Annotated in this window: 23 protein-coding genes and 1 pseudogene; 12 read left to right on the forward strand and 12 right to left on the reverse strand. The window is 69.6% G+C overall.

Features of this window, described 5'->3' with window-relative positions:
• Position 1 precedes the first annotated feature (1 nt).
• Genes IW245_RS00590 through IW245_RS00600 form a run of 3 tightly spaced genes read left to right on the forward strand, consistent with a single transcriptional unit; the run spans position 2 to position 1,301 of the window.
• The gene (locus IW245_RS00590) at positions 2 to 262 is read left to right on the forward strand and encodes a hypothetical protein (RefSeq protein ID WP_197001228.1); all 261 of its coding nucleotides are present in this window, start codon (positions 2 to 4) and stop codon (positions 260 to 262) included.
• The gene (locus IW245_RS41970) at positions 259 to 1,002 is read left to right on the forward strand and encodes a ribonuclease domain-containing protein (protein WP_197001229.1); all 744 of its coding nucleotides are present in this window, start codon (positions 259 to 261) and stop codon (positions 1,000 to 1,002) included. Before IW245_RS00590 ends, IW245_RS41970 begins: the two co-directional genes overlap by 4 nt.
• A 2-nt stretch (positions 1,003 to 1,004) precedes the next feature.
• Positions 1,005 to 1,301, forward strand: coding sequence for a barstar family protein (locus tag IW245_RS00600; protein WP_197001230.1), 297 nt, complete (start codon positions 1,005 to 1,007; stop codon positions 1,299 to 1,301).
• Positions 1,302 to 1,674: 373 nt separating this feature from the next.
• Here the strand turns inward: IW245_RS00600 and IW245_RS00605 are convergent, their stop codons facing one another.
• Genes IW245_RS00605 through IW245_RS00615 form a run of 3 tightly spaced genes read right to left on the reverse strand, consistent with a single transcriptional unit; the run spans position 1,675 to position 4,317 of the window.
• Complete coding sequence (locus tag IW245_RS00605; RefSeq protein WP_197001231.1) at positions 1,675 to 2,700, reverse strand: hypothetical protein; 1,026 nt, start codon at positions 2,698 to 2,700, stop codon at positions 1,675 to 1,677.
• A complete protein-coding gene (locus IW245_RS00610) occupies positions 2,694 to 3,536 on the reverse strand; it encodes a hypothetical protein (protein ID WP_197001232.1) in 843 nt (280 codons plus the stop codon). The genes IW245_RS00605 and IW245_RS00610 overlap by 7 nt, the downstream gene beginning before the upstream one ends.
• 19 nt (positions 3,537 to 3,555) lie before the next feature.
• Positions 3,556 to 4,317: an AraC family transcriptional regulator gene (locus tag IW245_RS00615; protein ID WP_233473189.1), complete on the reverse strand. Its 762-nt coding sequence runs from the start codon at positions 4,315 to 4,317 to the stop codon at positions 3,556 to 3,558.
• A 111-nt stretch (positions 4,318 to 4,428) separates the two neighbouring features.
• Here IW245_RS00615 and IW245_RS00620 point away from each other — a divergent pair, with 111 nt between their 5' ends.
• Entirely contained in the window at positions 4,429 to 5,703 is a 1,275-nt protein-coding gene (locus IW245_RS00620; protein ID WP_231398606.1) for an alpha-L-fucosidase, read from the forward strand.
• Between the two features lie 755 nt (positions 5,704 to 6,458).
• Positions 6,459 to 7,333 (forward strand): IS5 family transposase gene (locus tag IW245_RS00625; protein ID WP_372445297.1). Its coding sequence is split into 2 segments (ribosomal slippage): positions 6,459 to 6,806 and positions 6,809 to 7,333, totalling 873 coding nucleotides; the frame shifts between segments, so codons are not numbered across the junction.
• A gap of 15 nt (positions 7,334 to 7,348) precedes the next feature.
• On the opposite strand, the gene IW245_RS41390 is transcribed toward IW245_RS00625, so the two are convergent.
• Positions 7,349 to 7,477 carry a hypothetical protein gene (locus IW245_RS41390; protein ID WP_269215921.1) on the reverse strand — a complete coding sequence of 43 codons (129 nt, stop codon included), beginning with the start codon at positions 7,475 to 7,477 and terminating at the stop codon, positions 7,349 to 7,351.
• 421 nt (positions 7,478 to 7,898) lie between these two features.
• On the opposite strand from IW245_RS41390, the gene IW245_RS00630 reads away from it, so the two are divergent.
• Both IW245_RS00630 and IW245_RS00635 read left to right on the forward strand, forming a co-directional pair.
• Complete coding sequence (locus IW245_RS00630) at positions 7,899 to 8,438, forward strand: hypothetical protein (protein WP_197001234.1); 540 nt, start codon at positions 7,899 to 7,901, stop codon at positions 8,436 to 8,438.
• Positions 8,439 to 8,837: 399 nt separating this feature from the next.
• On the forward strand, positions 8,838 to 9,473 hold the full coding sequence (locus tag IW245_RS00635) for a nucleotidyltransferase domain-containing protein (RefSeq protein ID WP_197001235.1): 636 nt from the start codon (positions 8,838 to 8,840) through the stop codon (positions 9,471 to 9,473).
• 654 nt (positions 9,474 to 10,127) lie between these two features.
• Here the strand turns inward: IW245_RS00635 and IW245_RS00640 are convergent.
• The 7 genes and pseudogenes from IW245_RS00640 to IW245_RS42550 form a co-directional block, all read right to left on the reverse strand.
• A complete protein-coding gene (locus IW245_RS00640) occupies positions 10,128 to 11,039 on the reverse strand; it encodes a hypothetical protein (protein WP_197001236.1) in 912 nt (303 codons plus the stop codon).
• A gap of 384 nt (positions 11,040 to 11,423) precedes the next feature.
• The gene (locus IW245_RS00645; RefSeq protein WP_197001237.1) at positions 11,424 to 11,909 is read right to left on the reverse strand and encodes an NHL repeat-containing protein; all 486 of its coding nucleotides are present in this window, start codon (positions 11,907 to 11,909) and stop codon (positions 11,424 to 11,426) included.
• Positions 11,910 to 12,155: 246 nt separating this feature from the next.
• A complete protein-coding gene (locus IW245_RS41975; protein ID WP_197001238.1) occupies positions 12,156 to 14,693 on the reverse strand; it encodes a tetratricopeptide repeat protein in 2,538 nt (845 codons plus the stop codon).
• A gap of 479 nt (positions 14,694 to 15,172) precedes the next feature.
• On the reverse strand, positions 15,173 to 15,430 hold the full coding sequence (locus tag IW245_RS00655) for a LutC/YkgG family protein (protein ID WP_233473213.1): 258 nt from the start codon (positions 15,428 to 15,430) through the stop codon (positions 15,173 to 15,175).
• Positions 15,431 to 15,611: 181 nt separating this feature from the next.
• Positions 15,612 to 15,761: pseudogene (locus IW245_RS42545) on the reverse strand (transposase family protein); the annotation flags it as partial.
• A 205-nt stretch (positions 15,762 to 15,966) separates the two neighbouring features.
• The gene (locus IW245_RS00660) at positions 15,967 to 17,673 is read right to left on the reverse strand and encodes a hypothetical protein (RefSeq protein WP_197001240.1); all 1,707 of its coding nucleotides are present in this window, start codon (positions 17,671 to 17,673) and stop codon (positions 15,967 to 15,969) included.
• Between the two features lie 107 nt (positions 17,674 to 17,780).
• On the reverse strand, positions 17,781 to 18,092 hold the full coding sequence (locus IW245_RS42550; protein WP_372445064.1) for a DUF4262 domain-containing protein: 312 nt from the start codon (positions 18,090 to 18,092) through the stop codon (positions 17,781 to 17,783).
• A 261-nt stretch (positions 18,093 to 18,353) separates the two neighbouring features.
• On the opposite strand from IW245_RS42550, the gene IW245_RS00665 reads away from it, so the two are divergent.
• The 3 genes from IW245_RS00665 to IW245_RS00675 all read left to right on the forward strand — a co-directional run bounded on the left by IW245_RS00665 (position 18,354) and on the right by IW245_RS00675 (position 19,682).
• Positions 18,354 to 18,641 (forward strand): hypothetical protein, encoded by a 288-nt coding sequence (locus IW245_RS00665; RefSeq protein WP_197001241.1) that lies wholly within the window; start codon positions 18,354 to 18,356, stop codon positions 18,639 to 18,641.
• Between the two features lie 56 nt (positions 18,642 to 18,697).
• Complete coding sequence (locus IW245_RS00670; protein ID WP_197001242.1) at positions 18,698 to 19,018, forward strand: NUDIX domain-containing protein; 321 nt, start codon at positions 18,698 to 18,700, stop codon at positions 19,016 to 19,018.
• 73 nt (positions 19,019 to 19,091) lie between these two features.
• A complete protein-coding gene (locus IW245_RS00675) occupies positions 19,092 to 19,682 on the forward strand; it encodes a hypothetical protein (RefSeq protein WP_197001243.1) in 591 nt (196 codons plus the stop codon).
• 384 nt (positions 19,683 to 20,066) lie between these two features.
• Here the strand turns inward: IW245_RS00675 and IW245_RS00680 are convergent, their stop codons facing one another.
• Positions 20,067 to 20,966: a LysR family transcriptional regulator gene (locus tag IW245_RS00680; protein WP_197001244.1), complete on the reverse strand. Its 900-nt coding sequence runs from the start codon at positions 20,964 to 20,966 to the stop codon at positions 20,067 to 20,069.
• A gap of 119 nt (positions 20,967 to 21,085) precedes the next feature.
• On the opposite strand from IW245_RS00680, the gene IW245_RS00685 reads away from it, so the two are divergent.
• Together IW245_RS00685 and IW245_RS00690 are read left to right on the forward strand one after the other, a co-directional pair.
• On the forward strand, positions 21,086 to 21,433 hold the full coding sequence (locus IW245_RS00685; protein ID WP_197001245.1) for a DoxX family protein: 348 nt from the start codon (positions 21,086 to 21,088) through the stop codon (positions 21,431 to 21,433).
• Complete coding sequence (locus IW245_RS00690) at positions 21,433 to 22,689, forward strand: GDSL-type esterase/lipase family protein (protein ID WP_197001246.1); 1,257 nt, start codon at positions 21,433 to 21,435, stop codon at positions 22,687 to 22,689. Before IW245_RS00685 ends, IW245_RS00690 begins: the two co-directional genes overlap by 1 nt.
• Positions 22,690 to 22,703: the final 14 nt, after the last annotated feature.

A 22,703-nucleotide genomic window follows, 5' to 3' on the forward strand; every position in this document is an offset into this window, starting at 1 on the left:
GATGTCCCAGCTCGACCAGCTCCGCCAGCAGATCCACCAGCTCGGCCAGGACGCTCGAACCCAGGCGGGCGGGCTCGCGGCGTTCAAACCGAAGTTCTCCCAGGCTGTCGGCCACGTCAACGCGATCATCGGCGGCAGCGCCCAGCAGGTCGACAAGAACATGATCGCGACCTTGCAGGCCGCGGAGAAGCAGGTCGACCAGGCGATCGCGGCTCTGACGGAAGCGGCCTCCGCCGCCGGGCGGTACGCGGCCTCGCTGTGACAGGTCGGTCGGAACTCACGGGCCTGTGCGAGGCGGTCCGTGTCATCGGCGGGGGCACCGACGAACTGGCCCATGCGCTGCACGGGCAGGCCGCGCGGCTGCGGTCCCAGGCGGCCCGGGCGTCGACGGCGGTCGCGCGCGGCCGTGACCCGGCGGCGGCGAGGGCGGCTGCGGCGTTCCGGGCGGCGGCCGAGGCGTGTGCGCGGGCGGCCGATGTTCTGTTGGGCTGTGGCCGGGTGGCCCGGGCGTACGCGGCGCGGAACTGCGGTGGGACGTCGGTCGGCGCGTCTGCCGGGGCTGCGGTCATCGCGCCGGCCGGGACCGCGGAGTCGAGTGCCGCGACGGGCTCCGGGGTGCGCACGCCGGTCGAATCAGCAGTGAACCGCTTGCGGACGGCCGAGGCCGCCAACCCGCTCATCGAATCGCTCAGGAATACCGGACGGCTACCCGCCAACTACGTCACCAAGGACGTGGCCAAAGCTGCCGGGTGGGAACCTGGAAAGGCGTTGGGAAACTACGTTCCCGGTGGCCAGATGGGTGGTGATCTCTTTGGGAACAATGCTGGCGACGTGGTGCCGCCTGCGCCTGGCCGAACCTGGCGGGAGGCTGACGTCGGGCTGCGGTCGGACATGAGCCGCAAAAAGCAGCCGGGAACCAGGCTGCTGTGGTCCAACGACGGGCTCGCATACATCACGTGCGATCACTATGAGACGATCTATGAGCTCCCAAGGTGGAAATAGACATGGCGACGATAGTCATCCCTGGCGGGGAAGTACATTCAGAAGCGGACCTTCATCGGGTACTTGCCGCGGCCTTGGATTTCGGTCCGTACTATGGAAACAATCTTGATGCGCTGTGGGATCGCCTGACCACCGACGTTGAACGTCCTGTTCACATCGTCTGGAAAGAGGCCGCCCAGAGCCGAAGCCTTCTGGGTGAACCTCTTTTTGAGAAGATCGTGAACCTCCTCAGGAGGGTCGCGGCCAAGGACGTGGAAATCGGATACGGCAAGCGGCTGACCATTTCCGTTGAGGAATAGCGACAGGTCAACCGACAGACCAGCCGCTCGCGGACCCCGCGAAGCACCGTGTGCGACCCGCCGTGACCTGAAGGCCGGGACCAGGGTGGGGCCAGCCTTCGGTCCTTCTTCTCGGAAAGCTGGGGTCCGGTGAGCCAGCTGGGCTCCGGAGCAGGCAGCTAGCTGGCGGGATGCGGCGTGGTCCGTGCCGGTTGGCCGCTCGCCCGCCACTCGACGGCGTCAACGGCCTCGTGGAATTCCAGAAGATGCTGCCCGGCGATGTTCTCCACATGGCTCGACTCCACTCGGCGGCGGACACATCCTGACCGAACGGCGGTCCATTGTGGCCGCCGATCTTCGGCTTAGCTCAGAGCTGGGACGGGCAACGGCCACGTCAGCGTCGGCGCGCCTCGTGTAACAGGTAGCGGCCGAGTAGGTGCACCCCGGCGCGGTTCGTCACCTGGATCTTGGTTACCGCCTCGGGGCTGGACCAGTCGTAGGCCCCCAGTTCGGGCGCTGCGGCCAGGGCCGACAGGAGCTGATCGGCGGTCGCGTCGGCCAGCGCGTCTTCTGTCCCGAGGGCCAGCCGGACCACCCCGTGCCGGGGCCGTACCGGATGGGCGGTGAACCAGTCGAGACCGGCCCGGACAGCGGCGACGACACCCATGGCGGCTGGCGCGTCCCAGTACACGTCGAAAGGGTGTGGCACTTCGAGGTCCACGCCGTGATCATGGATCTCGAAGGCGAACGCCGGGTGCACCTCCGCGCCGAGCCACCGGCCTCCGGCCGCCACGGTCGCCGCCGCCACCTCGCTCAGAAATTGGTTGAGCCGCGGCGTGTGCCGCGCCGCGAGGCGGTGGTTGGGCAGGTAGTCGTCGGCCCGGAACACGTGGACCGGTGCGAGGGTCCAGGGAAGCCAGATGCTGCTGCGCAGGGCGATCTCGCCCTGCATCGGGCCCTCGCTGACCTGGTCCTCCGCGAAGTCGCGTCGGCCGGAGAGCGTGAGCGGTGCGAGCGCGGTCCGCCCCCGGCGCGGGTGCACCGACGGCGCACCCGCGAGCTGTGACATCGAGGTCGCGTCCACCTCGCGCACCTGACCGTCGGTGTCGTCGAAGGCCAGGAGGGTCGAGGCTTCGACGTCGAGGCCGTCGTTGAAGATCACCTCGGGGACCACGAAGGGGTACGGAAGCGCGCGTGGCAGCCGTTCCGGATGCCGGCCGAGAAAGTCCGCGATGAACCCGTCCCGTTCGCGCAGGTAGTCGATCGCGGGAATGGTCCGGACCTCGAACACCCGGTGCCGGGCCCCTGACGTGAGGACCTCGCGGTGCCAGGCGCGCAGAACGTCGAGCGGCTGATCGGCCGGGAACTCCCAGGCCCACAGCACGGGCGGGTCGTCGTACACCTCCCACGGGTTCAACATCCGGTGACCCCTACGGCACGCAGATCCGTCCACACGTGCGTCCCAGTGCCGTTGACGATGACCAGGCGGTACGCGAGCCGCTGCCCGTTCCTGCACAGGTTGCCCATCGCCTGCTTCAACGGCCCGGACAGCAGGCGTTGCAGGCCTTCCCGGTCAGCTCCGAAGGTCCGCGGGCCGACGGACGGTTCCAAGTACAGCTGGATGGTGCGTTCGAAGCCGGGCGGCGAGTTCTCGGTGACGCCGGTTCTGGGGTCGACGCCACTCATACCGTTGAGCTGCCTGCCGGCCTCACCGATGCGGGTGCCGATCGTACTCCTGCTCGAAGGGACCGATCCGGTCGCGGCGAACGCCGCGTTCGCGGCGTCGCGGGAGCCGTTCGGCGTCTGGTTCAAGGAACGCGCCGGGGCCATGATGGGCGTGGACTTCGACCAGCCGATCCCCGCCCATCCGGAGCTGATCCACACCTCCGTCCCGACGACAGCGCTGCCGGACAGGCCGTCGCGGTCGCGATTCCCCTGGTGGCAGGTAAGAACGAGGCGCACCGGCGGATCGCTGCGGAGGTCAAGCGCCCGCGCCGTTCCGGGTTCGACGCGTTCCACGAACGTGCCGGGGTGACTGAGGACTGGTGGATCCAGTCCACCCCCATGGGAGACCTCGTCCTGCGGTACCTCGAAAGTGATGATCTCGCCGCGGCGATGGCGCACCTGGCGCGGGCGCAGGACGAGACCGAGGTCTGGTTCAAGAAGGCCACCCTCGCTCGGTGCCGCCCTCCGAGCGGCCAGGATCGCGCGCAGCAGTGCGCACGACATCGATGGGGGACGCGGCGAGGTTGACATCCGTCTGATCAGTGCGCCCTTAGGTCCCTGTGCCTGTGCGCACGGTGCGCGGCGCGGCGCCGAGTTGCCGTCGGCATGCCTTGTTGAACGCCTGGAGATCGGGTATGCCGACGGCGGCGGCGATGGCGGGGATCGGCATCGTGGTGTGGCGCAGGAGGTGTTCGGCGCGGGCGAGGCGGCGCTGGCGGAGATAGCCGACGACGGTGTCGCCGGTCTCGGCCCGAAACAGCCGGGTGAGCTGGTTGTGCGAGATTTCGGCGTAGTGGGCCACCTGGGGCACGGTGATGGGCTCGTTGAGGCGCGCCTCGATGAATTCCGTCGCCCGGAGCACGGCCAGGTGCCGCCCCTCGAGGCCGGACTGCTGGAGCTGGGCGATCCGCCAGAGCGCCGCCCAGAGTTCCGCGGCGGCCCGGTCGGGGTGGCGGGGCAGAGCCGCGATCGCCGACCGGAGCATCCCCGCCAGGGGTTCGGCACTCCGGGCCGCGTCCTGCATGACCGGGACCCGCTGGGCCTCGCCCGCCGTCGGCAGTCGCAGGTGCGCGTAGAGGTGCTCCGACCGGCCCTCGTACCGGAACCGCACCTCTTCACCGGGTGGGACGAGGCTGACGTGCCCGGGCCTGATCGGGTGCGTGACCCCGGCGACGGTGAGTGCGCCCGAGTAGGCGTAGAGGTGCACCTGCCACAGGTCGGGGAGCAGGAAGGTGTCCTGCAGCGTCCCGGTCCCGTGGATGGCGGCCCCGGCGTTGACGACGGTCGGCGGCCGGTGGAGTCGAAGTTCCACGAACCCGGGCATGGTGAAAAACTACCAGTATTGGTGACTGTAGCCAACGCGCTACCAGCGCCTTGGTGCTTAGGCTGATCTGGAAACGACCAGTACTGAAGGAGTGCTTCCATGGCGATGCGGCCCTGGTTCCCCGACGCCAAGCTCGGTATCTTCGTCCACTACGGCATCTACGCCGTCAAAGGTGTCCCGGAGTCCTGGGCCATGTACACCGGCGAGGTCTCCCGCGAGGAGTACCTCGCGCAGATCCACGGCTTCACCGCGGCCGGGTATGACCCGGACGCCTGGGCCGCGTTGTTCGCCCGGGCGGGTGCCCGCTACGCCGTGCTCACCGCCCGCCACCACGACGGCTTCGCCCTGTGGGACACGGCGTTCGGCACCCTCGACGTCACCGGCTCTCCCGCCGGCCGCGACCTCGTCGGTCCCTACGCCGAGGCGCTCCGCCGGCATGGACTGAAAGTCGGCCTCTACTACTCACACTCGGACTGGAACCACCCCGACTACCCCACAGTGCGCCACCCGGCACCCCGTCGCGACGCCGAGCACATGACGGGTCACCACCTCGTCGAACCGGTCGACGGGCAGGAGGACCCGGTCGCGTGGGCGCGGTATCTCGAGTACCGCGATGGTCAGGTCGCCGAACTCATGCGGCGTTACCGCCCGGACCTGCTGTGGTTCGACGGGGAATGGGAACGCGCCGAGGAACAGTGGGGCATCGACCGGCTCGCCGACCTCATCCTCGCCGCCAACCCCGAGACGGTCCTCAACGCGCGCATGCTGTCCCGTGGCGACTACGGAACCCCGGAGCAGGGCGTTCCGATCGTGCCGCCGACGGGACCGTGGGAGCTGTGTCTGACGATCAATGAATCCTGGGGCTACCAGGGCGGGGACACCCGGCACAAGTCGGTACGCCAACTGGTGCGCTACTTCGTCGAGGTGATCGGCGCCGGCGGCAACCTCCTCCTCGACGTCGGGCCCCGGGCCGACGGGACCATCACCCCGGAGCAGACGGCCCGGCTCGAAGGTCTGGGCGACTGGATCGCCAAGCACTCCGAGGCCGTCCACGGCACGGTCGCCGGACTGCCGGCCGGACACCACTACGGCCCGAGCACCCTGTCGGCCGACCGGCGCACCCTGTACCTCACCTGCTTCGACAGCCCCCGCGAGGTCATCGGCGTCCGTGGCCTGCGGTCACCGGTCACCCGGGTCCGCGTCGTCGGCCACGACACCGAACTGCGGCACACGGTCACCGGCGGACTGCACGACGTCCCCGGCGTCCTGTGGATCGACGCTCCCGCAGCCGACCAGCTCGACGACACGGCGACCGTGATCGCCGTCGAGCTCGAAGGGGAGCTGGACCTGTACCGCGGCACCGGCCGCACATGAATCCCGACCCCGCTACCCAGACCACCGACACCGGAACCGACCCGCAAAGCTGGGCCCTGACCAGAATCGCAGCCTGACCAGGGCGGCAGAGGCCCGCGCCTCATGACGCAAGGTCTCGACCGCGCTCCCTTCGTCGGCAGACGACGGGGGGAGAGACGCCCACCCGCATGCACCGAGTCGCCGAGGGCCGCGAGTGCCGCCAAACATGAGTGGACTCCAAATCTTGCCGCGCTGTCCTCATGCGTCTGGCTCGCAAACGATCCAAGAGAATGCAGATCAGGTCGCCAGGCACTCCACTGTCGGAGTGGTCTCGTAGCTTGTCGCAACCCGAACGGTCCGCACCGGACAGCCCGGCACCAAACCCACACTACCCGCCACGCGTGCCCGCACGATCGCACCGGGTGGTGTGGCTTCCGGGCGTGAGATGGCAGGTTGTGGCACACCTGGAAGACGGCCCAACCCGGGTCGCCGAAGCCTCCGCGCCCGCCCAACTCCGCGTACCGCAGAACCGGGGCGGGCCAACCCGGACGTTATCGCCGCACGCACACCCAACTTCCCGGCGCCTCGGTCCCCGCTCCGGCACGATGGGCCGGAGCGGGTTGCTTGTAGGGGTACTCCTCATCGGCGACGGTCAGTGGTGATCGGCTTTCCTGCGGGACGAAGGTCAGATCCGGCGGCCGGGGCGGGGGAGCCGCTCGCGGCCGCCGGGACAACGGGCGGCGCCCCTAGGGTCTGTTTGAAATGTGGTTCGTTAGATCGGTGTGGCTGATTTGACGGATGCGCAGTGGGCTCGGTTGGAGCCGTTGTTGCCTCAGCGTGGCGTGATGGGTCGTCCGCCGAGGGATCGGCGGATGGTGATTGACGGGATTCGGTGGCGGGTACGGACGGGGCCTCCATGGCGGGAGGTTCCGGAGCATTACGGGCCGTGGGAAACGGTGTATGGCCTGTTCAGGGCGTGGCAGCGTGATGGGACGTGGGCTCGGGTGTTGGCGAGGTTGCAGGCCGCCGCCGATGCCGAGGGGATCATCACGTGGGATGTGTCGGTCGATTCCACGGTGGTGCGTGCCCATCAGCATGCCGCTGGGGCGAGTAAAAAGGGGCCGGGCAGGTAGATTCGCCGGGCGGGGTGGACATCGAGCCCAACGACCATGGGTTAGGTCGGTCGCGGGGCGGATGGACGACAAAGATTCACCTGGCCATCGAGCAGGGACAACGTCCGCTGTCGATCGTGATCACTGCCGGTCAGGCCGGCGACAGTCCCCAGTTTGAGATGGTCCTGGAGCAGATCCGCGTCGTCCGACCGGGCGTCGGTCGGCCGCGCACACGCCCTGACAGGGTCCTGGCCGACAAGGCCTACAGTTCCCGTTCCAACCGGGCTTACCTGCGCAGACGTGGTATCAAGGCCACGATTGCAGAACCCGCCGATCAGATCGGTCACCGCAAGAGACGCGGCTCGGCGGGCGGCCGTCCGCCGTTGTTCAGCACCGAAACCTACAAGCAACGCCATGCCGCCGAGTGCGGCATCAACCGGCTGAAACGCAACCGGGCGGTGGCCACCCGCTTCGACAAGCTTGCCGTGCGCTACCTGGCCACCGTCCGCATCGCGGCCATCAACGAATGGCTCCGATGACATTTCAAACAGGCCCTAGATGCCGGCGGGCGGCGGGGTCAACCCTTCGTGCTCGGGGGTCTCGGGGTCCGGGTCAGGGCCGCCAGGGAGTTGGATGTCGAAGGAGCCGGCTTCGATGGTCATCGGGTCGTCGGGCTCGGTCATGAAATCTCCTCATGGGTTCCAGGTGCCGTGATCGACACCCGTCCGAACCTACCGATTACCGTCGCCGGCACGCCATGCCGCTGCGCTGATCGGTGACGTCGACCCCACGCTGACGCCCACACCGCCGCCGCCCTGGACGAACCGGGCCGAATGCTCGGGTTGGCGCAGTTCCCGGCAACGCCGGCCGGCCTCACGGACCTGCTCGGCCGGCCGAGCCAGCACGGCTGCCCAGTCAGCTCGGTCGGCGTCGAGGTCCTGTCGGGGCCTTCGAAAAAATCGGGCCGTGCCCGCCTCAGGCGTTGGCAACGGTGTGGTGCGATGGCAGGATCAGTACGCATTAGCCCTGGAAGTAACCAGAAGCCCGATTGGCGTCCTGGTGCCGGCTCCGGTCGCGCCCTCGCTCATGGAAAGAGGACCTGCTGTGTCGATGCGCCTGCCCTTCGCCGCCGACGGGCTGCCCGACGGAAACTACGACAACCCCAACGACGGCACCAGCTACCTGGCCTGCGTCGCGGGCACCGAGGTCTACCACATGCCGTGCGCGAGCGGGCCGGACGGAAAGCCCCTCTACTACCTGACGGGCTCCGGCCCGGACCCCGTGCAGTCCCGCGCCGACTACTTCGAGGTCGTCCCCCAGGACATCACCGTGTCCATCACCCTGGGCAAGGCCACCATCGTCGACACGTACAACCGCGGGGCCTACCTCGTCGCCGAGCTGCACGCCCGGGTGACCCACACCGACGGAGCCCCGGTGTTCGCCGCGCTGGTCACGTTCACGACCCGCCACGGCGCTCACCTGGCCTCCGGCCATACCGACGCCGAAGGCAACCTCACCCGCACCACCGACGGCCTGCCGTTCACTCGCAAGACCCTCGCCGCCGGCTACCGGGCCACGTTCGCCGGCAGCGGCGACGGCATCTGGAACCCGGTCAGCGCCGACGGCACCTTCACCTTCAGCTGACCCCGGAGCGGGCCGCAAGGCCCTCTCATCGAGGCGAAGGGGAAGCGGCGGCCGTCGGCGGCCCCGCACCGGGTGCCGCCCGGCCTGCGTGAAGACGGCACCCGGTTGCCCGCGTTGCCGGGGCTGTCCGTCATCTGACCTCGCCCCGTAGCACTCGCCAGAGTCCGGAGCGCCGGCCGCATCCGAAGTTTCGCCATATTGTTTAAGGCAAAGCTCTCACTGAAGCGCACGTGGCCACATGGCGAGCCGCAGCTTGGCGGGACTTCCCTCGCCAGATCAGCTGTCAACTGACACGAGGCGTTGGTTCAGCAGGGCGTGGTGTTGCCGGCCCGGTGACGGCCGACGTCACTGAAGCGAATCTCTGTCGCTCGAACTTCTCTGGCTGCCTAGCATCCGCGCATGGATGTCCGTCTCGCCGCCGCCCCGTCCCTGCACCGCGACTTCGCGGTCGCCACGATCGAGTTGCTCACCAAGGATCCGCGCGTTGTCGGGATCGCGGCTGCCGGCTCGCTGGCGGGCGGCACGATGGACGAGTTCAGCGACCTCGACTTGGTCATCGCGGTCGAGCCGGCGTCGCACGCGGAGATTACGGCGGAGCGCCAACAGTTCGCCGAGGCGCTCGGGCCGCTGCTGACCTGCTTCACCGGCGAGCACGTGGGCGAGCCGCGCCTGCTGATCGCGCTCTACGGCCCGCCACTGTTGCATGTCGACTTCAAGTTCGTCGCCGTGGCCGACGCCGCCGAGCGGGTCGACGAGCCGGTTGTGCTGTGGGAACGGGACGGCCGGCTGACGGCCGCGTACGCGACCGACGTGGCGCGCTATCCGCACCGCGAGGACCAGTGGTACGAGGACCGGTTCTGGGGTTGGGTGCACTACACCGCCTCCAAGATCGGCCGCGGCGAACTGTACGACGCGCACGCCGCCCTGAACTTCCTGCGTACTGTGGTCATCGGCCCGCTCGCCCTCGCCGCCGCCGGCCACCAACCCGCGGGTGTACGACGCATCGAGACGCGCGCGCCCGACGTCGCCGCATAGCTCAAGGCCGCCCTGGTCGGGTTCGACCGGGGCGGGTGCGTCGTGGCTCTTCGCACGATCATCGCGCCTACCGGCAGCTTCGCCCGGCCACCGCGGTGCGGCGCGACGCGGCCGGGACAGCCGCCGCAGCGTACGTGGACGAGATCGCCGCCAGACGCTGAGTGCGAGGGAAATCCGCCACTGCCTGCTCGGCGCACATGTCGCGTGGAACTTCTGGCAGAGCTTCCTCGGACTACCGGTATCCGGCACTCCCGGCCACGACGGCTTCTGGACCACTCAGCTCACCGGTCCCAGATGGCTGACCGGAGGGATGTTCGGGTACGAGGCATCGCTCATCACGGTCGCCCTCTGACTGGCCATCGCCGCACTCTCCGCGGTCGTGGCTGGCCGGCGCGGGCAGTTGCGCTCACCCAACTGGCGGTCGCGGCAGAAGACGGCAACTGCCGCGATCTGGGAGGCCACAGCCTATGGTCACGGGCGGTGTCGAGCAGGCCGAGGACGAAACCGGCGATGCGCTTGACGTCTTCGCCGTCGACGGGCAGCGCCCGCCAACTTCCCCTCATCTGGTCCTTGTCGACCGACCCCCAAGGGCCGGCCTGGCGATCCCGGCGTCACGTAAGCTGTTCGGCTACCCGCCGCCGGCGGGGCCGCCGGTCACCAGTCCAGTCGGATGCCGTACATCCCGGGGCGGGCGTCGGTGACCGCGATGCACACGCTGGGGATGTCGTCGGGCCGCAGTTCGCGGAGTTCCTCCTCGGGGGCGGACGCCGTGGTCTGGTGGAACGCCACGCACCGGGCCGGCACCGCCCCTGGGACGAAGGTGATGTGCAGGGTGTATATGGGCAGAAGTTGGAGCACGGCCTGAGCCATCCGCGTCTCAGGCCCCATGCCCGGCGGTGCCACCACGGTGTATTCGATCACCGTCGTCTCGCCCTCGGCCAGCGGTCGGCCGAACAGCAGCTCCGCGCCGAACTGGCCTGTGGCCGGGTCCCACCGCACCCCGCCGCGTCGGCAGCCCGCCAGATCCACGAGCCGGGGCGGCCCGGAAACCGGCCCTTCCGGGTACCACGCCACGATCTTGCGGGTCACCCCGTCGGCCAGGGAGCGCAGCGTCACGCGGATCCGTTCCTGCCGGACAGACCCGTTCGCGCCCATCGTGACGTGGTTGTCGATGCTCAACGGTCGCAGGTCCGACCGGGCCGGAATCTCGAAGTCCTCGACCGCTTGGGCGGCTGCCGGATACAGGCGCAGATCCATGTTCCGGCCCCCGAGGCCGCGGCTACGTAACCGGGGAGAACGGAGCAGCCCGACCAGGGACCCGGCCGGCAGCGACAGCAGCTCCTCCAGGACGGCGACCCCGTGCAGCGACTCCGCCCGCTCGGGTTGGGACCGCCCGGTGCACCAGTAACTCAACGTCGCCGTGCTGATCTTGATGCCGCGCTCGGCGAGCCGGCACTGCAGCCGGCTCAGGCCCAGGCCCCGGCGGCGCACGGCCAGCGACAACGCCAGGTGGAACGGCCCGTCCACCAGTGCCCGGTCGAGTTCGACCTCGAGATCGGATCCCACGTCAACCCCCTGCGGGCCGTACGACTGGTGCACGGAGTGTATGCGCTGGACCCCGGCCAGGTAAACGGTTGCCCCGGTCGGACCGCGAGGCTGGGTTCGTCCTTCCGAGGCCACTGCGAACGGGGCTCCGTGGTCAGCCGCCGGACACGCCTCGCATCAAGCTAAGGTCCACATCGTCATGCGGCGTCAGCTAACGGGACATGAAAGATCCCTCAAGGCAGCCTTAAGCCAGTTAACAGCGACTAACTGTTAACCGGTGTCGGTGCGTTGTCGGCGTGCCGGAAAGCGAGGGCTGCCCGGACCCCGCTGTCCACAAAGCCAATCGGACTATGAGTCGGCCCACGCGACACGGGCTGTCCGCTACACCGGCTTGCGGTTGGAGAGTCATGCGCTCGGGCTGATCCGGACGTGTCGGCCGCCCACAAGCCACTCGGCCACGTGGATGGTGCCGCGGGAGTCCACGGCGATCGCGTGTGGGCTATTGAACCGGTCGGCCGGCGGGTCGGGTGCGATGGTGGTGCCGGCGGCGTCGAGGGCGTTGGGCCAGCCCGGACGGCCGGGTGCGGCGGCGTCGAGGCCGAGGCGCCGGATCAGGCGGCCGGAGTGGTCGAGCTGGACGATGGACGCCTCGAGTTCACCGACCCAGATCGTGTCGCCGTCCAGGGCCAGGCAGCTTGGCCTGCGCAGGTTCGCGGCGAGTACCCCGATGAGGTGCCCGTCGATGTCGATGCGGACCACGCGGTTGTGTTCCCGGGCCGCGAGCAGGATGTTCTCGCCGTCCCACACCATCGCGTGTGGGCATTGGAAGGCCCCGTCCGCGCTGGCTGGTGCGACGCCTAGGTAGTCGCCGTGGGCGTCGTAGCGGTGCACGAGTCCGTTGCCGTAGCCGTCGCTGACCCAGATCTGCCCGAGGGCGGGTAGCGGGAGGACTGCGGTCGGTTCGAATCGGGTGTGGGTGTAGCCGGGCGGCAGCGGGAGTTCGCGGGCCGGGGTGCCGTCGGTGCGGATCGCCAGGGCGCGTCCGTGTCCCTTGCCGCCGGGCCGCCTAAATCGGGCGGGGCAGGGCCCGTATTCCTTGAGCGCCGCCGCGAGGGAGTTCTACCTCGCGGCCTCACATCAGAGCGAACCGACATCTGCTTCACGACCGAGCGCGCGCAGCGTGTCCGCGAGACAGTGTCGGGTGTTCAGGGTGTCGGGGTGCTCGGGACCCAGGGTCCGGGCCTGGATGTCGAGGACCTGTCGGAACTCCGCTTCGGCCTCCCCGTAGCGACCCTGTCCGTGCACGGTGCCCGCAACGTTGTTCCGGGTCTTCAGGGTGTCGGGGTGGTCTGGACCGAGGGTCCGGGCCTGGATGTCGAGGACCTGTCGGAGTTCCGCTTCGGCCTCCTCGTAACGGGTCCGGCCACGCAGGATGCCCGCGACGTTGCCCCGAGCTTTCAGGGTGTCAGGGTGCTCGGCGCCCAGGGTCCGGGCCTGGATGTCGAGGACCTGTCGGAACTCCGTTTCAGCCTCCTCGTAACGGGCCCGGCACTGCAGGGTGCCCGCGACGTTGTTCCGGGTCTTCAGGGTATTAGGGTGCTCGGCACCCACGACCCGGGCCTGGATGTTGAGCACTTGCCGGAGCTCCGCTTCGGCTTCTTCGTAGCGGCCTTGCGCGATCAGTGCGGTCGCAAGGTTGCTGCGAGCGGACACGGTGTCAGGGTGCTCGGCACCCAGGGTCCGGGCACGAGTGTCAAGGACCTGTCGGAACTCCGCTTCTGCCTCCCCGTAACGGCCTTGGCTGTGCAGTGCGTTCGCGAGGTTGTTCCGGGTGTTGAGGGTGTCGGGGTGCTCGGCACCCAGGGTCCGCGCCTGGATGTCGAGGACCTGACCGAACGCGGCTTCCGCCTCGCCGTAGCGGCCCTGCTTGTACACGGCGACCGTGAGGTTGCCCAGGGTCTTCGCGGTCTCAGGGTGCCCGGCACCCAGGTTGCGCGCCTGGATGCTGAGGGTCTGCCGGAGCTCCGCTTCGGCCTCCGTGTAGCGGCCCTGGCCGATCAGGATTCCCGCAAGGTTGTGCCGGATGCCCAGGGTGTGGGGATGCTCGGTGCCGTTGTCGATGGTCAGATGAGCGATGTGATGGCGCAGGACGCTGACGATGGTGGCGGGTAGCCGGTTGCCGGCTTTATGGACGAACAGCTGCTCTTGCATCTGTTGCAGGTCGCTCGTGGTGTGCCGCTCGGCGGTGGTCGTGATCGCGGTCGCGATGGTCGGGTCCAGGGCGCGGGCGGTGACGGAGTCAGCGCCGAGGAGGGCCGTGATCGCGGCGGGCACCCACACTCGGGGTGCCGTGGCGATGAGCCCGGTGACGGCCTGGTGGGCGGCGGGCTGGTAGGCGGTGGCGTAGGCGAGGACCCGCAGGGCACGTTCGGCGTGGCGTGGATTGTCGCCAACGGCCTGGGATATCGCCTCGGCCAGGAGCGGGTCTGAGACGAGGTGGTCGGCGATGTAGTACCCGAACAGCAGCGCGGGCAGGTGCGGTGCCAGCCAGTAGCCGGTGCGCAGCGGGTACAGGCCACGCAGCCAGATCGCCAGGTCCGCCCGCTGAGGTGGGGCGAGGCGGTGGCCGGGTAGGCAGGCCAGGACACCGTCTGCGGCGTCGGGGTCGGCGGCGCCGATCAGGGTCGTCATGATCACGGCCTGGCCGAGCTGGAGCGCGGGCACGGCGCCAAGACCCGCAGCTGCGGCGGAGGTACTCCAGTGCGCCTCCTCTCGCGAGAACACCTCGCCGACCACTGTGTCGGTGTCGATGGTCCCGGTCGTGCGTTGCTCGACGGCCAGGACCGCGGCGGCGTGGACCAGCAATGGCCCCGGGGCCGGTCCGGTGACGGCGAGCTGGGCCACGGGCGGGTCGGTCTGGAAGTGGTCGGCGTAGGCGCGCAGGAGCTGGGTGAAGTTCTGCCGCTGGTTTCGGGGACTGGTCGCCAGGGCCGGCAAGGTGACCGCAGGGCGGGCCGGCAGTCGCCCGCTGACCTCCGGGGGCACCCTTCGGCGGAGGTGGGTCCACCACGGGCCGAAGTCACGTGCGGCGAGCACGACCGCCAGGTGCGGGGGTTGGTGGTGGTGCCATCCTGCCAAGAGGTCGGGCAGGTCGGTGTGGGTGTCGGCGTTGTCGACGATCAGCAGCACCGGCGCGTTGAACCCGGCAGCGGCGGCCACGGCCTCGGCACCGTGGCCTGGGCGCACCCAGCCGCAGAGCACACCCTCGCGGGCCAGGTTCGTGGCCAGCTCGACCAACAGACGCGTCTTACCTCCCCCCGCAGCCCCGGCCAGTGCCACGATCTGCCCGAGAGCGTCGTTGCCGCCGGCGGCGGCCCAGCGTTGCAACTGGTTGAGGTAACGCAGGTGCAGCTGGTTGTAGGGCGTGATCCCCGCGTCGGGGTTCAACGCCGCGAGCAGGCTCCCCGGCTCCGCCGCGCCGTGTGAAGGGCCGATGTCAACCGCTGACGCCCACGCCGTCAGACGGACCCGGGCGGCGGCGCGACACTCCCAGACCACGGTCCCGGCAAGCCCAAGGGCCCCTGACGCCAGCCCGAGCAGTACCGCCACCGGCCACGGCACGAAGTTCGCCAACGCCGCGGTCGCCCCGCCTGCCGCCAGCAATGCGATCGCCACGGCGGCCGACCCGCGACCAGGAAGCGGTGGCCAGCCACGGAGCGTCATCCGACACCAGCGGATCTCATTCGCAGCCCTCCGATCCAATTCGCTGTCACAAGTCTCGATCATCCGGGCAACCGGTCACCACCACCGCACCCGGCACTGTCGCGTCCCGGACGCAGCGATGCAGAGCCAGACGTATGATCTTGGTCAAGGCCACCTGCCAGCGCCGGCCCCAGCATCGCCCGAAGACCGATCATCCTGTTCGCTCTGGTCATCCCGGTGTGCCTTGAGGCTGGTTGGCGACGTGGCCTGTTCCAGTCACTGTCGACTGTGGATCTGGGTGCCACACTTTTGACACATGCAGCCCCGATAGTCGTCAGCGACCTGGACCTTGAGCTGCGGAAACAGGGCTGCGTGCCAGCGTTGCTAGCCCGACGGGGACTCGAAGTAAAGGTCGACATCGCATTGTCAACGTCGATACGGCACAGTATTCGTCAACTTGGGCTGGTCGTCAGGATGACGATCAGGGTGCGTGGTCCGTGGACTCCTTCGACGCGGTCGAGTTCGATGTCGCTGGTCGCGGAGGGTCCGCTGATCCAGGTCTGGGGCCGAGTCGGATCAAGTAGCGCGACGGCGTCGGTCACCGTGGCGACCACCTGCGTGGCCTTCACTACGCAGACGTGCACATCGGGTACGAGGGTGAGTGCGCGCCGGCCCTGGCCCGTACCCGTGTCCAGGACGGCGGGCTGCACGCCGAAAAAACACCCTCTGAACTTCCAAAACACCAAGATCACTGAGCTCGGCGATAGCCGCGTAGTGCGACGTCAAAGTCGCCTCCAGCAGCGGTGTGTATCGGCCATGCGGACGGGTCAGCCCGACGATCTGTTCGGCGAACGTCACCACCGGGCATTCGCCATCCCAGCAGCGAAAACGGCGAACCATCACCACGATCACGACCTGGGCGCCACCGACTGGCCCATCCGCCACCCGGCGCTCATAGCGACCATGGACCCGCTCTGACACCCGGTCACACCCCGGACACATCCACGATCGGGCCCTCGAACGAACCCTGAGTAGCAGCATGCCTCCTGACCGCTCGACACGATCGACGACGACACCGGCCAGATGAGGAAGGAGCACTTCTAAGCTCTATAACGGACACCGGCATCATGATCGCACACACTCCGATCACAAGATCGGCGACAGAACCAAGATCTGAGACGCCGAAGCGCTGCCTCGTGAGCAACACAGATGTCAAAGCGGGCCGTCCGAACCTTCGGCGGCGGTGTCAGGGCGGCGGTCGGTCGTGCCGTGGGTCGCCGAGCGCCGGTGGCTGCCGGTCACGTGGACTGTCCGTGTTTCCCGGGCGCTTCGGCGAGGAGAGTCGCAGGCGGGGCTCAGATGGGATTGGTGCCGGCCCGTAGCCCCTGTAGAAGGCTGTGGGCGGGGCGGGCACGGGCGCGGCTCCGACACCCTTGTGGAACTGTGCGGGCGGGGCGGGCGGGGCGTTGACGTATCCCGGGTGGGTGGGTCTGCTTTCGGCGGTAGGTCGGCTCCTGAACCGGTGGCCGGCGGCCACGGACAGTCCCGTGCCCACCGCCGCGGCGGCCAGCCCTGTCCACGCGGCGTGCGGGTAGCTGTCGATCGTGCCGGTGTTCCACGCGTGAAACGGCAGGTACGCGCCGACACCGGTGGCGGCTGCCGTGACGGCGGCCATCGCGAGTCCGGCGGGACGCAGCCCGCCGGAGGAGATGTGGAACCCGGTCGCCAGGACCGATCCGGTGATGAGGGCGACAGCCCCGGTCACGATGAACGCCATATCCATCGGGAAGTCCGCGTTCCACCCGAGGAACAAGACCAGAGAACCCACGGCGACGACGGGTACGGGCGACACGGCGTAGGGACCCCACCTGTCTCCGCGCCGCCGGGCGGCCAGCATCGCCGCCGCCCAGGCGAGCAGTGCCAGGCCGACGGCGAGGCCCGTCTCCGCCCGGATCGCCGGACCGCCCGTCAGCGACGGTGCACGCTGTCCTGGAACACGCGCGCCCTCACTGTCGGTGTACGCGGGGAAACCGATCCGGGTCCAGGTGCCGTGCCGGTCGCGCAGGAGCAGCCCGTCGCGCTGGTTGCCGACCGCGACGATGTGGTCGCCGCCCGGCAGCGCGAGGACGGCGACGGACGTGGAAGCCAGCCGAGGGCTCGATTCCCGGTAGGCGGGCGGGTAGGCCCGGCTCAGGTGTTCGAGCCTGCCGGCGGGGACCTCCCAGGCGGTGGTCCAGCTCACGCCGTCGCTGGACTCCTCGACCCGCAGGTGCTCACCGTCGACCCGGTAGCAGTGCGCCGGGACCGTCGGCGCACAGGCCGTGCGGGCCGGATCTGGTTCCGCTCCGGGATCAGACGAGGACGGACAGGTGGCCGTCTGTCCGGAGCACTGGGGCGTGGGGACGACCCTGGCCACCGCGTACCAGTGCGTGCTGTCCGAGCTGCCCAGGTAGCCGAATCGCAGCTGGCCGTCGGCTACGGACACGTCGTAGGTCGGCGGGCGATACGCCGAGGTGGCTGCCACAGACAGGAGACAGAAGGGCAGCACGACGAGTACCCGCAGGAGACGGGTGGTCCGCTCGGGTGCCGGACGGTCCCGCACCCGCGTCCACACCCACCAGGACAGGCCCAACGCCGGCAGCGCCCACAGATCCGTCGGGTCGGCCAGCACCCGCGACGGCCCGGCCAACACACCCCACAGCTCCGTGGCCACCGCGGCCCCGACACCGCTCACCTTCACCAGCGTGAATCCGATACCCGTCACCGGCACGGCCCACCGGGCCGGCAACACCAGGGCGACGAGGGCCGGAGCCAGCACCAGCCCAGCGACGTCGGACAGCTTCCCCGTGACAGGGCCCGGAAACGACGGCTTCAGCAGATGGTCGTTGAGCACCAGCAGCAACCCGGCCACCACGGTGACCGGGTGCGCGAGCCAGGCGAGAGCGCGGGACATGCGCCTCATCCTGCCGGCACGACATCGCGGACGGATCTCCAGACGGCGACGATCATGCCCGCGACCACCCCCGTTGGGCCGCGTGTCGCACGCGACGAAGGGCCAGGTCACCGGGTTGTACGGAGCGGAGCCGGAGCCCGGCCCCATTTCACCGGTCCAACCGCACCGGCGCGTCCGCGGCACCGGCCGCGCCCAGCCGCCGCCAGTCGCCCGCCGGATGCTCGGACGCGGGCCCAGGTCGCCGGTTGGTGTGTGCCCGTTCCCGGCAGCGACCCGTCCGAGTCCGGCCACACGATCTGGCGCACCGGGGGAACGGAGCCCGGGTAGAACTCCTGGAGCAGGCCGAACAGGGCGACCGGCCACGACGGGTGCACCGGTCGGACCAGCTCCGACGCCGGCCAGCGGTGAGCGGACGGCATCGCCTTTGTGTCGCGTTCCTAGACGACCGGGTTCGTCATCGAGGAGCAGGCGTATCTCGAGTTGGAATCCACCGGAGAATGGGAATCCCTTCTGCACTCCATCTCGCTGAGTGACCATCCTCGGGTGGACGAGATCTCCGACGGCGTGGCGATCATGAGCGGTGACCGCGATCGGCAGTTCGTCTCCGGGCTACTGGCCCCGGCCTGACGGGCGTACTCGGCCCCCTCCTCCGCGACCCCGACACCGGGCGCGTCGCGCTGGTGGACCTGGAGTTCGTAGGAGCCTACGTCGAAGGACTCGATCTGGCGCTGGCAGACCTGCTCATCGGCTCACGCAGCCCCGCCCTGCGCGCCCGCGTCGCAGCCCGCGTCGCCTGCGACGGACTCGGCGTCGGGTACGGGCTCAACCTGCTGCTGCTCGTCGCCCGCGAGATCGCGCTGCACCGCCACCTGCCCGACCCCACGGTGCGCGCCACGAGGCACAACCTCCTCCCCGGCGAACTCGACCGGGCGCAGGCCGTCGCCGACACCGCCCGGCGCCACGCGTGACCACCTCACAAGACGACCCGACGACCCGAGGGCCCGGCACCGCCCACCAGGAGTCCATGACCCACCCCGCCCCACCCGAGCCCTGCGAACTGCGCGTCACCGGACGGGCCGTCATCATCCACGACGACCGTGTCCTCCTCACCGCCAGCGGCACCGACCCGCTCCTGTGGGTGCTTCCTGGTGGTGGCCTGGACTTGGGCGAGCACGCTGATGCCGCGACCGCGCGGGAGGTTGCCGAAGAGACCGGGCTGGAGGTCGAAGTCGAAGACATGATCATGGTGCGCGAGGCGATGTACCCGCTGCCCGGCGACCGCAGCGGCACCGCATCGACCTCATCTTCGCGGCCACCGCAGACGCCCCCGACGACGCGCGCCTAAGGCGCAACCTTTCGTGGCCTGTGCGTATGCGAGATGATGAACGTCCCCTTGCCCCGCCAGCGCGGAGTATCGTATGTCACCCAAGCTGCCCAGATCCGTCGTTGTAACGCTTCTGCTCACAGGAATGCTTCTGCTGGGGGTGAGCACCTGGCTTGAACTCGAGCACCTGGACCTTCTGTCCAGTCACCCGATCTATGTCAACCTCCTGTCCGGTGCTGTCGGGTTTTGCTTCGGGGTTTTGGCGCTGTCGGCCGTGTTGACCCGCATCGTGGAAAGGACGCGACAGTACGAGGCAAACAAGCTACTCGGTGCGGGTCTGCTGCATCTCGCCCAACAACTCAGGAGGATTCAGGTCGTGGTGAGTCGCGGCCCTGACCACAATTTTCCAGGCTTGCCCGTCGCGAACGGCAGCCTGCTCGTGGCTGTCGAAGCGTTTGCCGTCGACAGTCGAGCGACGCTGAGTAGCCATCTCTATGACGCCGCTTCGGCGTGGGTCGCCGCCTGGGAGCATGCCAACAAACACTATGGCGCGGTCGTCGCGGCAAGCGACCGCATCGTAAGGTGCAGATCATCGCTGAACATGTCTTCCCGGACGCCTTCGGGGGATGCGGCGGTACGACTGATCGAGGACCTCAATGCGCTCGCCGTGCGCTTCCCTGACTAGCTTGAGTTGATTTACTGCAGCGTGCTCGGCAAGGATGCGGCCAGTTAGGCCCGCTACCGGGGCACACCACCGTCGTCGCCTGGGTCGGCCTCGACGCGCTGGCCGGCTTGGACCTTCGCCCGCCATGCTCGTAGATCTCCTGCCCCGGATCGTCGCCGGACAACCGGTGCCCCGACATGTGACCGACAGGGAGACCGGCCACCAGACCGACGGACACCCGCGATGAGCCCGCCCGGCCCCGGCCGACGCAGCCCCAGCACACCCCGTCAGGCCGAGCGTTCAACTGGACCATGGGCGGATCGCCACCGCGTCGCCGGCACTGCTCATCCGGCCCAGCACGCGGGCAGTCCGCGACGAGCTCGCTGACCTGGGAGAGACCGCCGGTCAGCTCCACCGACCGGCGGCGGCGACCTCGCGGGCTAGCTCGGCGAACGCCCCGATCGCCGGGGTGGCCACGTCGGCCCGCCAGACCAGCCCGCACCGCAGCGGCGGCGCGTCGCTGATCGGCACGAAGGCGAGGTCCGGGCGGGCGTGGTAGCGGCGGGACAGCGCCCCGACCGTGAACACGCCCCGCCCGGCGGCGACCATGGCCAGGACCTCGTTGATGGTCCGCGCGTGCGGGCCGCGGGCGATCGGCCGGCCCGACGGGGTCCGGCTCGGCACCCGGTTGGACAGGTACCCCTCGCCGATGTCGGGGATCTGCACGAACGTGGTCTCGGCCAGATCCTCCATGGTGATCGCCGGCCGCCCCGCGAACGGATGCCCGGCCGGCACGGCGAGCATCGTCTCCTGGCGGATCAGGTCGGGCCCGGCGACCAGGTCGTCGTCGTATACCGGCAGGTTGATGTGGATCAGGTCGGCCTGGCCGGACCGCAGCCACGGCAGCGCGTCGACGATCCGGGCTTCGAGCACCTGCACGTCGCAGCCCGGCAGCCGGGTCGCGGCGACCTCGGCGGCGCGCAGCATCAGCTTGCCGCCGGCCGCGCTGACGAAGGCGACCCGGAGCGTGCCGGTGATGTCGTGGCCGGCGGCGATGGCCGACTCGACCGCGGTGGCGATCCGGGCCCAGGCCGGACGCAGCTCCGCGGCGAGCTGGCCACCGAGGGTGGACAGCTCGACCCGGCGGCTGGTCCGGTGGAACAGCGGGCTGCCGATCCGCCGCTCGAGCTTGCGGATGGTCTGGCTGACCCGGGTGGTGGAGACCCGCAGCCGCTGGGCGGCCCGGCCGAAGTGCAGCTCCTCGGCGACGGTGAGGAAGGCGTCGAGTTCGTGTCGCTCCAGCATGCTGCCCCCTGATCGTGAAGTCCGAGTTCACGATGCTCCCACAGTTCGATCTTGTTCACGAGGGGCCGTGGTCGCGAGAGTTGACCGCGTCACGCACCACCAGTCAAGGAGCACGTCCCATGTCCACCGCGTACACCGTGGTCACCGTCCTCGCCGCCCTGTGGGTCGGCTTCTCCGCGTTCTCCCTGGCCCGCAAGGCCGACTTCGTGACTCAACCCCTCATCGAGTACGGCGTGCCGCGCGCCTGGTGGGGCTGGCTCGCCGCGGCCAAGGGCGCCGGCTCGCTCGGCATGCTCGTCGGGCTGGCGATCCCGCCGCTCGGGGTCGCCGCGGCCATCGGCCTGATCCTGTACTTCCTCGGCGCCGTGATCGCGGTGCTGCGGGCCCGCTCGTACAAGACCGTCGCGTTCCCGGTGCTGTACCTGGCCCCGGTCGCCGCCGCCCTGCTGCTCGGGTGGGCCGCCTGATGCGGAAGCCGACCCTGGTCGCGCTGCTGGCGACCGTGAGCGCGATTCTGCCCGCCGCCCCGGCGGCGGCCGGCCACCGGTGGAGCGGGGCCTGGACGGCGGCGATGATGCGCCCGTCCGGTTCGCCGTTCCTGCCGACCTGGGCCGAGGGCGGCTTCGACCATCAGTCGCTCCGGCAGGTGGTCCGGCTCAGCACCGGCGGCAGCGTGCTGCGGATCCGACTGTCCAATATCTACGGCGCGAGCCCGCTCCGGGTGACCGGGGCGACCATCGGCCGGACGGACACCGGCGCGGCCGTGCTGCCCGACACGATCCGGACGGTCCGGTTCGGCCGCGCGGCCTCGACCGTGATCCCGGCGCACGCCGCGGCGGTCAGCGACCCGGTGCCGCTGCCGGTGGCCGACCGGGGTCAGGTCACCGTGACGCTCTACTTCGACCGGCCGACCGGCCCGGCCACCTACCACATGATCTCGATGGCCAACACCTACCGGGCCGCCGGTGACCACAGCCGCGACACCGACCCGGCGGCGTTCACCGACACCGTGCCGCCAGGCTTCGGCTCCTGGTACTACATCGAAGGCGTCGAGGTCACCGGCCGACCCACCCGCGACGCCGTCGTCACCTACGGCGAATCCACCACCGACGGCTTCGGCGCCACCCCCAACGCCGACAACCGCTACCCCGACGCGCTGTCGGAGCGGCTGATCGCCGCCGGCCAGCACCGCCCGGTCCTCAACGCGGCGATCAGCTCCAACAAGCTGCTGTCCGGCTCGGCCTGCTTCGGCGACAGCGCCGTAGCCCGCTTCGACCGCGACGTGCTCAGCCAGCCCCAGGTCGGCACCGTGATCGTCTCGCACGGCATGAACGACATCCTCCGCGACGACGACAGCCTGTGCGGCGGCACCCGTCCGGACACCCCGGTCACCCTCCAGCGCCTGATCGACGGGCACCGGGCACTGATCGCCGCCGCGCACGCCCGCTGCGTGCGGATCATCGGCGCGACCCTGATGCCGTTCACCTGGCCCGGCGGCCGGGCCGACCCGGACACCCTCCGCCGCGACCAGCTCCGCAAGGACCTCAACACCTGGATCCGCACCTCCGGCGAGTACGACTCGGTCGCCGACTTCGAACGGGCCATCGACCCGAACGGCACCGGCACGATCCCCGACGGCTACCACATGGGCGACCACCTGCACCCCAACCCGCTCGGCTACCGGACCATCGCCGCAGCCGTCGACCTCGCCGCACTGCGGTGACCTCTTCCCTGGAG

It is taken from the genome of Longispora fulva, from assembly GCF_015751905.1.
Lineage (GTDB): Bacteria > Actinomycetota > Actinomycetes > Mycobacteriales > Micromonosporaceae > Longispora > Longispora fulva.